Genomic DNA, 13,880 nt, shown 5'->3' on the forward strand with positions numbered 1-13,880 from the left:
TCAGAAGTTGTGACGGACGCCAAACATGGTCGCGTTCACGTCCGTGGGTGCCTTGCCCTTGCCGTTGCGGGTATGGGCGGCATAGAGAAAGGTGCGCTTGGACAATGGATAGCGCCCCTCCAGCAGAAGGTCTGTGTCTTTGTTCTCTGTGTCGCGGGCTGCATCGACGATCACCAGGATGGGGCCCGTGTTCACGGACGCTCCAAGCGTGAACCCCTTTCCCCGACCTGCATCGGTCACATCGTGGTAGCTCGCTGCGAGCTTGACGGTGCCGAAGTTGTAAGACACGCCCACCACCTGGTTGCTTCCTTTGTCCCTCAGCTTGTTGTAGGAAAGCCCCCCGGACCATGGACCATTCTTGTAGATGAGGTTCAAGTCCATCTTGCCGACGCCCTCGTTGTCACCCTTCAATACATGACCGAGCGTGACCGTAAACCCTCCCATGCTGGGGGAGGTGTAGCTGATCTCGTCGCTGTTGCGGGCGTTCAGACCCGCGTACTGAAACTGGCTGCTCACCACGTTGTAGTTCGCGGCGCTGGTGAGTTCCCAGGCACGAACACCCCAGTAGCTGGGCGTCAGCGTACGGCCAAACTTGAGTGCACCAAACCCACCAGCGATTGAGAGATTGGACGCGCGAATGAACCCACCGCTGCCCGTCCCGGTGGTGGGATCGAGTTGAGCCTCCAGATTGAATGAGGCTTTCAATCCACCCCCCAGATCCTCCGTGCCGCGCAGGCCCCAACGACTGCTGCCATTCGTCAACGGCGCGCCACCCGCAAGTTCAACCGGCTTTCCGGTCGCCTTTGCCAAGGAGATGTCGACGACACCATAGAGCACAGATGTGGACTGCGCATAGGCGAGACCTGCTGTACCCAGTGGGACAAAGGCGAAAAGGGCGACGGATAGTTTTTTCATTCTGTAGGTCTCCATAAGGTTAGGAACTGCGAAACACCGGACAACAAAGGGCTGTCTCGCGCGGTGCGTGGTCATTCTGGTGGGGCTGTGACGCAAGGAAAAGCAATCATTTGCCACGGTGTCCATCGCGTTTCAAGAAACCAGCGCCAGACTCCCACCGAACGGCTGCTGCGGGCAGTCGTCCAGCAAGTGATTGAGCAACTTACGAGCAGCGTGCGGTAGCGTCTCTGTCGCGCGGACACAAATGACGAACTGCTGAAGCGCCCAGGCATCGGACAAGGGAACCAGGGTCAGCCCGAGCTGCTGCGCATGCCCACGCGAAGCCTCCATGGGCAAAATTGCGAGGGATTGTGTGCCTCTCAAGAGCCGCAGCGCCGCGTGGTAGCTCACCACTTGAATGCGGCAAGCTGGATCCCGTCCCAAAGAGACCGCATGCTCATGCATCATGGCTTGCATGGATGGCGTGTTGTTTGAACTCATGGTTAACCCGACCCGTTCAAACATCAAGGTCTGTTCAAACCATATTTCGCTGGAGGCGGCGAGCGGATGCTCGGGATCCATTGCGACCGCGAAGTGGTCGTGGCGGAAGGGAAATGTCTGCAACCCCCTCGTGGGCACAAATGAACGGCTGATGCCGATTTCAGCCATCCCGTCTTCAATGCCTCGAACCACCTCTGCACTGCGACGCTCTTCCAGGCTCACTGTGATACCCGGCTGCGCTCGGGCGAAATCCTGGATGATCTCTGGAACAAATTCAGCCATGGCGGACACGTTGACCAGCAGACGCACATGTCCGCGTTCGCCTTCACGGTAGTCGACCAGTTCCGCCTGTAGCTCCTGCAGGCTTCGCAAAATCTGCCGTGCATGACGCAGCAACGCGCTGCCAGCGGGCGTCGGTCTCACGCCGCGCTGGCTCCGGTACAGCAAAGGCGTACCCGTCCATTGCTCCATCTCGGCAATCCGCTTGCTGATCGCGGAAGCAGCAATGCACTCCCGCTCTGCGGCCGCGACTATGGTTCCGTGGTCACAAGCCGCGACAAACAGCCGCAGACTGACCGGGTCCACTCGTGCGTTAAGGCCAATCATTTCTTGCGGTCTCAGTGTAAGACTGCTCAGTCGCCACCCGGTGCCAGCGTTGTTCAGCTGCGCTGGCGCGCAGCCAGAACGCGGTCCACCATCACGCCGGCCTTCCCCAGGTGGTTCTCCGGGTTGCACAGCGCTTCGAGCTGGGTCCGGTTGACGTGGCGGTTGATCTCCGGGTGCGCTTCGAGCACGCCGATCAGCGGCCGGTTTTCGGCCAGCGCCTGACGGCACAGGTCGTACACCAGGTCGTGGGCGTACTCGCGGCCGAGGTAAGGCCCCAGGCCCATCATCACGGCTTCGGACATGACCAGCCCGTGGGTGATGTCCATGTTGGCGCGCATGCGGGTGGCGTCCACCTCCAGGCCCTGCAGCACGAACTTGGTCTGTTTGAGCGCGCCCGACATGAGGCAGAAGATCTCGGGCAGTGACACCCATTCGATTTCCCAGGGGCCGGTGGATCGCTCGTGGTCGGCCACCATCGCATCCATCAGCGCAGCGGCGTGCTGGCGGGCGACGGAGATGTTGGCGTGGATGTAGAGACAGGAGATCGGGTTGCGCTTCTGCGGCATGGTGCTCGAAGACCCTCGGCCCGGCGCGAAGGGCTCGAACACCTCGCCCACCTCGGTCTGCATCATGAGCTTGACGTCCATGGCGATCTTGCCCAGCGAGCCGCCCACCAGACCCAGAAACGCCCCCACCTCGGCGATGGTGTCGCGCACGGTGTGCCAGGAGATCAGGGGTTGCGCCAGGCCCAGCTCCTTCATGAGCGCGGCCTGGGTTTCCATCGCACCCTTTTCCAGCGACGACAGCGTGCCCGAGGCACCACCGAACTCGCCCATGAGCACGCGCGGCTTGAGTTGCTGCAGGCGCTCGCGGTGGCGTTCGATGCCGGCCAGGATGCTCGCCATCTTGTAGCCGAAGGTGATGGGTGTGGCCTGCTGCAGGTTGGAGCGCCCGATGACGGGGGTGTCGCGGTACTTCTGTGCCAGCGACGCCAATGCGTCTGAAATGTCTTTCAGGTCCTGCTCGACCAGTGCCAGCCCTTCGCGCATCTGCAGCACCGCGGCCGTGTCGGTGATGTCCTGCGTGGTCGCGCCCCAGTGGCAGTACTCGCCCAGGCGGTCGCGGCAGTTGGCGTTGATCTGGTTGACCACCGCGATGATCGGATAGCCGATCTGCTCGGTCTTGGCCTTGAGCTGGTCCCAGTCGATCATGGACAGCTCGCAATGCTGGACGATCTCGTCGGCGGCTTCCTGGGGGATGATGCCCAGCTCGCCCTGGACCTTGGCCAGCGCGCGTTCGATGTCCAGGTACTTGGCGGTGCGGTTCTCGTCCGACCAGACCTGGCGCATGCGCGCGTCGCTGAAGATGTCGCCGAAGATGCGCGAATCGATGATGGTGGCAGCCATGGTGTTCCTCGGTAAAGCTGGGGTTCAGATGGGAAGGCCCGCCAGGGCCAGAATGCGTTGGGCGCGCAGCGCCACGGGCTTGTCGACCATGCGGCCGTCGACCTGTATGGCGCCCTGGCTGTTCGCGGCCTGCCAGGCGCTGTGCACGCGCGATGCCCAGGCCAGCGTCTGGGCATCGGGCCGCATGGCTTCGCGCACCACGCCCACCTGGGTGGGGTGAATGCACAGCTTGGCGCCGAAGCCCAGGCCGCGCGCGTGCAGCAGGTCGGCGGTCACGCGTTCGGCGTCCAGCTCGGGTGTGACGCCAGCCACCGGGGCCGGCAGCTCTGCGGCCCGCGATGCCATGGCGATGGCCGTGGCGGCCGCGTCGAGCGCGAAGCCAGGACCGGGCAGGTCAAGGTCCAGCAAGTAGTCGATGGAGCCGAAGGCCAGGCGCGAGACATGGGGTGCAAGGGCAATCTCGTTCAGGCCCATCACGCCGCGCACGGTCTCGATCAAGGGCAGGACCCGAGCGCTGGGGGCGATCCGTGCATGAACGGTGGCGATCTGAACCGCCGACTCGCACTTGGACAACATCACCTCGTCCACCGCGTGTACAGACAGCCATGCCAGGTCGTCGGCGTGCCATGGGCTGAGGGCATCGTTGATGCGCACCATCACCCGGCTGTGCTCGGTGGCCGAAAGCTGCGGCAGCCACGCGCCCAGGGCGTTCCTCGCCGAGGCCTTGTCCGCGGGCGCCACCGCGTCCTCCAGGTCGACGATGACCCGGTCCGCGGCACTCGCCAGCGCCTTGGCAAACCGCTCGGGGCGGTTGCCGGGCACAAACAGGTAGGTGGCCGGGATCACAAGGCCCCCGCTTCGCGCAAGGTCTGGATCTGCGCGGCGCCGTAGCCGAGCTTGCCCAGAATGCTGTCGGTGTGCTGACCCAGTGCGGGCACGGCCTCCATGCGCGGCGCACCCTGGCTCCAGGACCCCGGGGGCAACAGGGCAGGGACCGAACCGACCGAGGTGTCCACCTGGGTCCAGCGCTGGCGCGCCTGCAACTGAGGGTGGGCCCAGACCTCGGCCATGGTGTTGACCTGCGCGTTGGCGATCTGCGTCGTTTCCAGGCGCTGCACCACCTCGGCGGCCGTGAGAGCGGCAAAGGCGTTCACGATGATGTCGTAGAGCGCTGCACGCGCAGCCACGCGCTGCGGGTTGCTGGCGAAGCGCTCGTCCGTGGCCAGCGCGGGCTGCAGCAGCACCTGCTCGCAAAAAGCCTTCCATTCACGCTCGTTCTGCAGGCCCAGCATCACGGTCTTGCCGTCCCCGGCGGGGAAGGGGCCGTACGGGTAGATGGTGGCGTGGCTGGCGCCGGTGCGCCTGGGCGGCGCCGCGCCGTCGATGCTGTAGTACAGCGGGTAGCCCATCCATTCCGTCAGCGACTCCAGCATCGAGATGTCGATGTGCTGGCCTTGTCCGGTCTGCTGGCGGTGCAGCAGCGCGGCCAAGATGTTGGTGTACGCGTACATGCCAGCGGCGATGTCGGCAATCGACGGTCCGGCTTTCGACGGCGTGTCTTCGGTGCCGGTGACCGACACGAAGCCGGCCTCGCTCTGGATCAGCAGGTCGTAGGCCTTCTTGTCGCGGTAGGGGCCGCTATCGCCATAGCCCGAGATGTCGCAGACGATGATGCCCGGCTTGGCCGCGCTCAGGACTTCGTAGGACAGGCCCAGGCGAGCGGCGGCACCGGGCGCGAGGTTCTGCACCACCACGTCGGCCTCGTCCTCGATGATCCGCTTGAGAATCGCCTGCGCCTCGGGGTGCTTGACGTCCAGCGTCAGGCTTTCCTTGCTGCGGTTGGTCCAGACGAAGTGCGAGGCAATGCCCCGCACGCGGGTGTCGTAGCCGCGCGCGAAATCGCCCACGCCGGGGCGTTCGATCTTGATCACGCGAGCGCCCAGGTCGGCGAGCTGGCGGGTGGCGAACGGCGCCGCGATGGCGTGTTCGAGCGTGACAACGGTGATGCCGTGGAGCGGTTGCATGGTGGGTCCTTCAGCGCAGCGTGGCCACGGCATCCATGGTCAGCCAGCCTTCGTGGTCCTGGGCCCAGAGCTTCACCGTCTTGCCATCGGCCTGCGGCGCGCCGTTGACACGGAACGGGTGCAGGTCGAACGTGGGTCGCACGGCCTTGAAGCTGAAGCCCGCTACGTCGGCGTCCGGCAGGTGGCGGCGAATCTGGTCCATCAGCAGCGTGGCGATCAGGGGCCCGTGCACGATCAGGCCGGGGTAGCCTTCGACCTCGGTCACGTACTTCCGGTCGTAGTGGATGCGGTGACCGTTGAAGGTGAGCGCGCTGTAGCGGAACAGCAGCACGTCGTCCGGCACGATCTCCAGCTGCCACGGCGCACCCGTGGGGGCGGCCACCGGCGGCGGCTCCACGTCGCTCGGCTGTTTGGCCTCGCGGTAGACGATGTCGTGAAACTCGACGACGGCGGGGTCCGTGGCTCCGTTGCACCGCAGTTCGTGGCGCACCTTCACGAACACCAGCCGGCCCGTGCGACCGGCCTTCTCGGTGACGTTGGCGATGGTCGAGGTGCGCTGCACCTCGTCGCCCACACGCACCTGGGAACGGAACTCGAACTGGCTGCCCGCCCACATGCGACGTGGCAACGGAACGGGCGGGAGGAAACCGCCGCGCTTGGCGTGACCGTCGGCGCCGATCTCGCTCTGCCGGTGCAAGGGCAGAAAGTACAGCCAGTGCCACAGCGGTGGCAGCGGTGTGCTATGGGTCACCGCCATGTCGGGGTGGTCCAGGGTGGCGTTCAGGGCCTTGACCGGCGTGGCACCGATGCGGTCGTTCAGCACTTCTTGGCGACCGATCCAGTCGGTCAGCGGGGCGGGATGGGACATGTCAGCTCCTGCTTGCGCTGTGAAACGGTGGGAGAGGTTGCAGCCTGTGCATCACTTCAGCGGCCAGGGCAGTTCGACAAAGCGTTGCAGTACGCCGGCCGGAAAATCCAGCGTGAGGAAGTGGCCCAGGGTGACCATGAAACCAATACACACCGCCATGTACACCAGGCTCTTGATCCAACCCATAGTGGTGCGCGTGACCAGGAAGGCGGTGATGAAGATCGCCAAGGACAGGATGAAACCGATCAGCGCGTTCATGCCGAAGAGAAAGGCGAACCAGCCCACCGAAGGCCATACGCTGCTGCCGTCGTGGCTGTTGCCCACCCGCGCCGCCACCTCCTGGTCACAGTGGGTCGAATGCCCGGGCGCGCCACTGGCAAGCTTCCAGACAATGAAGCCGGTGAACAACAGCATCAGCAGCGAAGTGGACAGCGGGAACACGGCACCCAGAAACGACAAGGGATAGCTACTGGCTGCGCCATATACAAAGAGTGCGAGCACCAGTACGGCAAACACGAGTTGGGGCATGCGCTCGGAAACTGTGCGACCACCGGCGGGCTCTGTGGGGACTTGTACGAGCGAATGAGAGCCCGTGGCGACGGCGCCGTCTTCCGACACCCGGCTGCGCACTGCCATCAGCAAGGAGGCCACCGCCAGCGCCCCGATGATGAGCACGCCCGGCCGCTGCAAGAAGCCCCAGCTGTAGAACTGCAGCGCCTGGTAGAGGTAGTTCTCCACCTGACCCGACAGGACGAACCCGATCAGGAAAGCAGGGCGTGGCCAGCCAAAGCGCCGCAAGAAGATGCCCAGGATACCGATGGCAAACAGCACCAGCAGGTCGGTGAGGTCGCGCCGGGCCTGGAATGCAGCGAAACAGATCAACATGATCATCGCTGGCGCGATCAGGTTGAACGGCACGAAGGTGAGTCGTGCAATGGGGGCGGCCAGCAGAAAGCAGATGAAGGCGCCCACGATGCTGGCGATCGCCAGCGTCCAGGCGATCGTGTAGGTCAGCCCCAAGTCCGTGGTGACCATGTTGGGGCCCGGCTGCAGACCCAGCAACACCATGCCCCCGAGAAAGACCGCCATCGAACCGGAGCCTGGAATGCCAAAAAGCAAGGTAGGCATGAGCGCACCGCCCTGCAAAGCGTTGTTGGCCGACTCCGGCGCGATGACACCACGGACGTCACCCTTGCCAAACTGGGTGCTGTCTTTGCTCGACTGCACCGCATGGCCGTATGCAATCCAGTCCACCACCCCGCCGCCCAGTCCGGGTATGGCGCCGATGAAGGTGCCCAGGGCCGAACATCGAATGACTAGAAACCAGTGCGTGAACGTGTCCTTGACGCCTTGCAGCCAGCCAGCCCCCAAGGTGGCGCCCGATGCAATCGGGCGATGCCGGCGCATGAGTTCGGCAAGCTCGGGAATGGCGAAAAGCCCCAGGCCGATGATCACCAGGGGAATGCCGTCCTGCAGGTAGTCCAGCTTGAGGTCAAAGCGGCTTTCTCCCGTGGCTGGGGCGGCACCGATGGCGCCGAACATGATGCCCAGGCCGCAGGCAGCCACGCCCCGCACGATGCTGGCACCTGCCAGCACCCCGACCACCGACAAGCCCAGCACCGCAAACATGAACAGTTCGGCGGTGGAGAACATCAGGATGAGGGGCTTGGCCACCACCACGAAACCGGTCAGCAGAATCGCCCCGGACACGCCCCCCAGCAGAGATGCCGAGAAGGCCGCACTCAACGCCCGCGCCGCCTGGCCTTTCTTGGCCAGCGGGTAGCCATCCAGCACGGTGGCCTGGCTGGCACTGGAGCCAGGTATGCCCATCAGCACAGAGGTGAATGTGTCGCCGGTGGGAATCACCGCCACCATGCCCACCAGCATGGCAATGGCCGAAACGGGATCCATGCCATAGATGAAGGGCATCAGCAACGACATGCCGGCAATGCCTCCCAGGCCGGGGAGAATTCCGACGCCAAGGCCCACCACAATGCCCAGCAGCATGTAGGTGAGGTGCTGCAGGCTCATGAGGCTGGCGAAGGCACTCTGCATGGTTTCGAGCATGGATGTCTCCAGACAGAGCCGTCGTATGCGGCCTGTTTACACAAAGAGAGCAAGGGGAAGGGCACACCCCTGTCGGCGAATGACAGCCGACGGGACAGGAACCCTTGAGAAAGAAGGCGCCAGCGTCAGAAAGCGACGTTGTAGTTCTTGCCCAGGTGGTAGCGCACCCAGTCGCGTGCGTGCGGTGTGATGGAGGTGGCTTCGCGGAACAGTGCGTCGCCCGCCTTGTCGGTCACCTGTTCATAGCCACCCAGTGCTTCTTCCTTGCCTGCCTGGTAGGCCGGGTCCTGGATCATCTTTCGCACCGCCTCGCGGTAGGCTTCCACAACTTCCTTCGAAGTCCCTTTGGGCAGAACCAGGAGTTTTTGTGCAGGAAAGCCTGCGATCAGGAACGCCTTGAACGCCTCCCATTCGCCGCCTGAGGGGGTCTTGCCTGTGGCCATCTGAATCGCCTCAGCAATGTGAGGAAGATCGGGGAAGGCAGGATCGCGGATGATGTTGCCGTTGTCGTCGGTCACGCCCCAGCTGAACAACGGCACTGCCTTGCCTTCCTTGACCAACGGCAGAGAGCTCTTGATGTAGGCCGAGCTGGTCTGGTGATCGAGGTTGGCCTCGCCGCGTTCGAACGCCAGGCGACCTTCGCCACGGCTCTTCATGCCGAAGACGTGCTGGACTTCAAGCCCCAGCAGACGAAATCCCAGCAACGGGACCAGGTCCAGCGAGGTGGCACCCTGGCTGCCAAACACCAGCTTTTGGCCCTTGAGCTTGCCCAGATCTTTGACGGACTTCACACCGAGCTTGGAACTGATGTAGGCCACGCCCCCTGTGGGCGCAGCCATAACCACCTGCCAATCCTTGTAGTCGTAGCGAACCCTTGGATCTCCCAACAGGTAGGGAAATTGCGTGGAGGCCGAGGTACCGAGCACAGTGAGGCCATCGGGCTTGGCGTTTGACGCAAACTGGTTGCTTCCCGTGATGGATCCTCCCCCAGGCACGTTCTTGACGACCACGTTAGGGTTGCCAGGCAGGTACTTCGACAGGAAGGGAGCATTGAAGCGCGCCCACACATCGGAGCCCCCACCTACGCCAAAGGGGATGACGAGTTCGACTGTTTTACCGGCAAAGTTGACGTTCTGCGCCATCGAAGCTGCGGGCAGGCACAAGGCCGTAGCAGCCAGCGAGGCGCTCAGAAAAAAATAAGTGGATGCGAAGGTCCGGCGGGTCGTGTGGATCGTCATGTCATGTCTCCTGGCTCGTTCTAAAAGGGTTCGAAAGGCTTCGGCGATTCAGTCCGCATGGTTTTTCTTGAATGAGAACCTGACTGGGCGGTGATGAATGATCCCGGAGCTCACGCTTTCTGTAAATTGCATATTTCTGATGTATTGATGCATCAGGCTGATCAATACCAGGCCACAATCCCCACCAATCAAGCATCAAGGCCACCCATGCCCATGAACTTCGATCTCAACGATCTGCTGGCCTTTCGTGCGGTGGCCGAGCTGGGCAATTTCCGCAAGGCCGCTGAGTCGATCCATATCTCTCAACCCGCCTTCAGCCGACGCATTGACAAACTGGAGCAAGCCTTGGGCGCGCGCCTTCTGGAGCGCACCACGCGGCGGGTCAACCTGACCGCAGTGGGCCGGGATTTCGACCGGCAGCTGCGCCAGATCCTGGATGCGCTCGACACCACGCTCCTGGGCATTCGAGGGGTAGCCGCCACGCACATGGGCGAGGTCACAGTGGCCTGTGTTCCATCGGCGGTGAACTACTTTCTCTCCGGCGTGATTGCGCGCTTCCACGAACGATATCCCCGCATTCGCGTGAAGATCATCGATGACAGCGCCAACGGCGTGTTGCTCGCCGTCTCCCGTGGAGAAGCTGATTTTGGCTTGAACTTCATAGGCTCCCAGGAGCATGAAGTGGAGTTCGAGACCTTGCTTGAGGAGCGGTTTGTGGCCGCGTGTCGGCGCGACCACCCTCTGGCGAAAAAGAAGAAGGTCACCTGGGCGGAACTGGCAAAGTACGACTACATATCCGTGGGAAAAACGTCGGGCAATCGTCTGATCCTGGACCAGGCACTGGCGGGTCTGGCAGGACAGCCCCAGAGCCTGTATGAGACCCAGCACGGCACCACGATGGTGGGGCTGGTGGAGGCGGGCCTGGGGGTGGCTGCATTGCCGTCGATGGCCATGCCGGGCGCAGATCATCCGCTGCTGGTCAGCGTGCCGCTGGTCGATCCGGTGGTCACGCGCAAGATGGGGCTGATCAAACGCCGGTCGACGGTGCTTTCGCCAGCTGCACAGCAACTCTATGCCCTGTGCTCGGACCGGCAGGTGAAGTCGAAATGAATTCCTCGCAAGCGCCAAATTCGCCATGGACGTTGAACGTACCCGAGCCCGCTCATCAGTGCTGATGCGGAAACAGGCGCTCGACAGGGCAGTGGGTCTTGATGAACGGCGACTTGATGACGATGTAGCTGAAGTACTTGGAGATGCCGATGTTGCTCTGCAGCAGCTTTTCGATCACTTCCTGGTAGTGGTTCACGCCCCGGGTCAGAAAACGCAGCAGGTAATCGTAGCCGCCGCTGACCAGGTGGCACTCCAGCACCTCGTCCACTTCGCGGATCGCGGCTTCAAAACGGGCGAAGTCTTCGCGGCGGTGGTCGGAGAGCGTGACTTCGGTGAACACGGTGAGCGTGTCGCCGAGTTTTTCGAGGCGCAGGTGGGCGCCATAGCCCGCGATGTAGCCCGCCTGCTCCAGCCGCTTGACGCGAATGAGGCAGGGGCTGGGCGAGAGGCCCACGGCGTCGGCCAGGTCCACATTGGTCATTCGCCCGTTTTTCTGCAGCTGCGCCAGGATGCGCAAATCCAGGCGGTCGATCTTGAAGGCTTCGTTCATGTTGATGTGCGAGGGCGTGAAGACGTGAAGACGTGAAGAAAAAGTGCATCCATTCTGAGGCTTCGAAGGGAGCGCCCGGCTCATGGATTACACGGGCACAGTCCATCAGCCTCTCAACGCGGTCCGCACCTCCGGCACGGCCAATACGTCGTCCAGCGTTTTCTTCAGGCGCTCGAACATCTGGTCGAAGTCCGATTCGGTGAACGTGAGGGCGGGTGCAAAGCCCAGGATGTTGTCGCCGAACGCGCGGAACGTGATGCCGTTGCGGTAGCTGGTGGCGGCCATGCGGCCGGGCAGGTCCAGCGCGGGGTCGAAGCCGGCCTTGGTGGCCTTGTTGCTGACCAGTTCCAGCGCACCCAGCAGACCACGGTGGCGTGAGTCACCCACCAGCGGGTGGGCCAGCAGCTCGTCCAGGCCCTGCGCAAAGGTGGAGGCCACGCGCTGGCCGTTGGCCAGCACGCCGCCGTCTTCGTACAGGCGCAGCACCTCCAGCGCCACCGCTGCGCTCACGGGATGGGCCGAATAGGTGGCGCCGTGGCCGATGGGGGTGCCCTTGGGGGCACCGTCGGCTATGGCCGAGTAGACCTTGTCGCTCATCAACGTGGCGCCCATGGGCACGTAGCCAGAGGTCAGGCCTTTGGCCAGGGTCATGAGATCTGGCTCCACGCCCTCGGCATCGCAGGCGAACATGGGGCCGGTGCGGCCAAAGCCGGTGATCACTTCGTCCACCACGAACAGGATGTCGAGCGCACGGGCGGCTTCGCGCATGGCTTTGAGCCAACCCTTGGGTGGCACGATCACGCCGCCCGAGCCCTGGATGGGTTCGCAGAAGAAAGCGGCCACGTTCTCGGCGCCCAGCTCGGCCACCTTGGCCTTGAGGGCGGCGACCGATGCCTCGATGATGGCCTGGCCGTCTTGCGGGTTGGCGGCACGGTAGGGGTTGGGTGATGGGATGTAGTGCTGGGTGGGCAGCGGCAAGTCAAAGCCCCGGTGGAACACGGGCAGCGCTGTCAGGCCCGCGCCGGTGGACGAGGAGCCATGGTAGCCGCGCTCCAACGCGATGAAGTGCTTCTTGGCCGGCTTGCCGATGGCGTTGTGGTACTGGACGATGAAGCGCACCGCCGCATCGACCGATTCGGAACCGCCCAGCGTGAGGTACACGTGTTGCAGCGAAGCGGGCGTGATCTGCACCAGCTTGTCGGCCAGGCGGATGGCGGGCTCGCTGCTGAAGTGGAAGTAGCCGGTGGCGTAGGGCAGCTTGCGCATCTGATCGGCGGCGGCCTGCACCACGCTTTCCTGCCCGTAGCCCACGTTCACACACCACAGGCCCGCGAAGGCGTCGAGCAACTGATGACCCTTGCCATCAGTCAGCCAGATGCCCTGGGCGCTGGTGAGGATGTTGGGGCCGCGCTCTTCGTGCGTGCGCCATGGGGCCACGGGGTGGATGAGATGGGCGCGGTCCAGCGCGTCCAGCGCGGCGATCTGGGGAAGGGCTTCAGAGTGGGTCATGGCGGCATCCGTTGGTGACAGGGGGCAAGGGCACGAGGGGCGGTACGACCTGTACCGCCGCACCTCTTCATGTGCTCAAGGTTAGGGGGAATGCCCGCCAAGGTGATGCTGCTTTGAGGGGCTTGCACGCAGCAGCCTGCGGTTGTTGGCGGCCAGACAGCACATCGTTTTGTCGCGGCCGCTTGAGCGCGCTTTTGGAGCACGCGGCGCACATTCAAGAAGCACGGCATCGAATGCCTGCCGTCGGACGCGGGTGCCTTGTGCGCTGCGGTGCCGACCTTTCAGCCGCACCCGAACGTCGTGGAAGTGCTGGAAGCCATCGCGCCGCACGTGCCGCGGGTGAGCCACGGCACGATCTCTTCCAACGTCGCCAAGAACGTATTGCGTCGCGTCGGCTTGCGGTATTGCTGGGATAAGCCAGATTGGCCGACTGCCAGTGCAAGGGTCCGTCGCTTCAATTTCCTGCACCGCTCTGCTGCTCTCAATTCGCACGCAAATCGCAGACCAGGGCGGCCGTGCTCAGCGTTGCCTGAATCAAATTAATTGTTTGTTAATATATTGCCCGCGCGACGCCCAGGGCGCGCGCTGCCCCAAATCAGGTGTGAACAGAGTCCACGGTCCTGCACAACACTTGTTCTTCATTGCCGATTTCTCCCATCGCAGCTTGGCGCCCCCTCCCAGGGCCACGAGACCATGTACGACAACGACAACGACAAGGGTTTCCTGGCCCGACGCCAAGTGCTCAAAGGAATGGCCGCCATCCCGCTGGTTGGCACGCTGGCGGCCTGCGGCGGCGAACCCGGGAACACCAGCACCAGCACGCCGCTCCCTGAGGCCCCGTTGCCCGACAACCCTGCCACACCTGCGCCAGCGGCACCTTCGAAACCATCTGTTCCCCCGTCGGCGCCCCCACCTTCACCCTCCCCCTCGGTGCCACCATCGCCACCTACGGGGACGCCACCCGCTGCACCGCCGCCGCCCTCTGCACCTGCACCTGCACCTGCACCTGCACCACCACCACCACCACCACCACCACCACCACCACCACCACCACCACCACCACCACCACCACCACCACCACCACCACCACCACCACCACCACCACCA

At 63.7% G+C, this 13,880-nt stretch carries 11 protein-coding genes; 1 reads left to right on the plus strand and 10 read right to left on the minus strand.

Annotation, left to right across the window (positions count from 1 at the left end):
- The 8 genes from J2W49_RS22245 to J2W49_RS22280 form a co-directional block, all read right to left on the minus strand.
- Positions 1-915 (minus strand): porin, encoded by a 915-nt coding sequence (locus J2W49_RS22245; RefSeq protein ID WP_310321301.1) that lies wholly within the window; start codon positions 913-915, stop codon positions 1-3.
- 132 nt (positions 916-1,047) lie between these two features.
- Positions 1,048-2,001, minus strand: coding sequence for a LysR substrate-binding domain-containing protein (locus J2W49_RS22250; protein ID WP_310321305.1), 954 nt, complete (start codon positions 1,999-2,001; stop codon positions 1,048-1,050).
- Positions 2,002-2,054: 53 nt separating this feature from the next.
- Positions 2,055-3,407 carry a 3-carboxy-cis,cis-muconate cycloisomerase gene (pcaB, locus tag J2W49_RS22255; protein WP_310321307.1) on the minus strand — a complete coding sequence of 451 codons (1,353 nt, stop codon included), beginning with the start codon at positions 3,405-3,407 and terminating at the stop codon, positions 2,055-2,057.
- Between the two features lie 24 nt (positions 3,408-3,431).
- Positions 3,432-4,253: an HpcH/HpaI aldolase/citrate lyase family protein gene (locus tag J2W49_RS22260; RefSeq protein ID WP_310321309.1), complete on the minus strand. Its 822-nt coding sequence runs from the start codon at positions 4,251-4,253 to the stop codon at positions 3,432-3,434.
- The gene (locus tag J2W49_RS22265) at positions 4,250-5,431 is read right to left on the minus strand and encodes a CaiB/BaiF CoA transferase family protein (protein ID WP_310321311.1); all 1,182 of its coding nucleotides are present in this window, start codon (positions 5,429-5,431) and stop codon (positions 4,250-4,252) included. The genes J2W49_RS22260 and J2W49_RS22265 overlap by 4 nt, the downstream gene beginning before the upstream one ends.
- A gap of 10 nt (positions 5,432-5,441) precedes the next feature.
- Positions 5,442-6,299, minus strand: a complete 858-nt coding sequence (locus J2W49_RS22270) for an HTD2 family dehydratase (RefSeq protein WP_310321313.1) — start codon at positions 6,297-6,299, stop codon at positions 5,442-5,444.
- 51 nt (positions 6,300-6,350) lie between these two features.
- Entirely contained in the window at positions 6,351-8,366 is a 2,016-nt protein-coding gene (locus J2W49_RS22275; protein ID WP_310321314.1) for a tripartite tricarboxylate transporter permease, read from the minus strand.
- 125 nt (positions 8,367-8,491) lie between these two features.
- The gene (locus J2W49_RS22280; RefSeq protein ID WP_310321316.1) at positions 8,492-9,604 is read right to left on the minus strand and encodes a Bug family tripartite tricarboxylate transporter substrate binding protein; all 1,113 of its coding nucleotides are present in this window, start codon (positions 9,602-9,604) and stop codon (positions 8,492-8,494) included.
- Positions 9,605-9,811: 207 nt separating this feature from the next.
- Between J2W49_RS22280 and J2W49_RS22285 the strand changes: the two genes are divergently transcribed.
- A complete protein-coding gene (locus tag J2W49_RS22285) occupies positions 9,812-10,714 on the plus strand; it encodes a LysR family transcriptional regulator (protein WP_310321318.1) in 903 nt (300 codons plus the stop codon).
- Between the two features lie 55 nt (positions 10,715-10,769).
- On the opposite strand, the gene J2W49_RS22290 is transcribed toward J2W49_RS22285, so the two are convergent.
- Complete coding sequence (locus J2W49_RS22290) at positions 10,770-11,264, minus strand: Lrp/AsnC family transcriptional regulator (protein ID WP_310321320.1); 495 nt, start codon at positions 11,262-11,264, stop codon at positions 10,770-10,772.
- Positions 11,265-11,369: 105 nt separating this feature from the next.
- Entirely contained in the window at positions 11,370-12,773 is a 1,404-nt protein-coding gene (locus J2W49_RS22295; RefSeq protein ID WP_310321322.1) for an aspartate aminotransferase family protein, read from the minus strand.
- Positions 12,774-13,880 lie beyond the last annotated feature (1,107 nt).

The organism is Hydrogenophaga palleronii (genome assembly GCF_031457455.1).
Taxonomy (GTDB): Bacteria; Pseudomonadota; Gammaproteobacteria; order Burkholderiales; family Burkholderiaceae_C; genus Hydrogenophaga; species Hydrogenophaga palleronii_A.

Excerpts from the sequence above, each read along its gene's own strand:
- J2W49_RS22285 (WP_310321318.1), top strand. The coding sequence starts at position 9,812 with ATGCCCATGAACTTCGATCTCAACGATCTGCTGGCCTTTCGTGCGGTG.
- J2W49_RS22250 (WP_310321305.1), bottom strand. The coding sequence starts at position 2,001 with ATGATTGGCCTTAACGCACGAGTGGACCCGGTCAGTCTGCGGCTGTTT.
- J2W49_RS22295 (WP_310321322.1), bottom strand. The coding sequence starts at position 12,773 with ATGACCCACTCTGAAGCCCTTCCCCAGATCGCCGCGCTGGACGCGCTG.
- J2W49_RS22265 (WP_310321311.1), bottom strand. The coding sequence starts at position 5,431 with ATGCAACCGCTCCACGGCATCACCGTTGTCACGCTCGAACACGCCATC.
- J2W49_RS22290 (WP_310321320.1), bottom strand. The coding sequence starts at position 11,264 with ATGAACGAAGCCTTCAAGATCGACCGCCTGGATTTGCGCATCCTGGCG.
- J2W49_RS22275 (WP_310321314.1), bottom strand. The coding sequence starts at position 8,366 with ATGCTCGAAACCATGCAGAGTGCCTTCGCCAGCCTCATGAGCCTGCAG.
- J2W49_RS22270 (WP_310321313.1), bottom strand. The coding sequence starts at position 6,299 with ATGTCCCATCCCGCCCCGCTGACCGACTGGATCGGTCGCCAAGAAGTG.
- pcaB (WP_310321307.1), bottom strand. The coding sequence starts at position 3,407 with ATGGCTGCCACCATCATCGATTCGCGCATCTTCGGCGACATCTTCAGC.
- J2W49_RS22280 (WP_310321316.1), bottom strand. The coding sequence starts at position 9,604 with ATGACGATCCACACGACCCGCCGGACCTTCGCATCCACTTATTTTTTT.
- J2W49_RS22245 (WP_310321301.1), bottom strand. The coding sequence starts at position 915 with ATGAAAAAACTATCCGTCGCCCTTTTCGCCTTTGTCCCACTGGGTACA.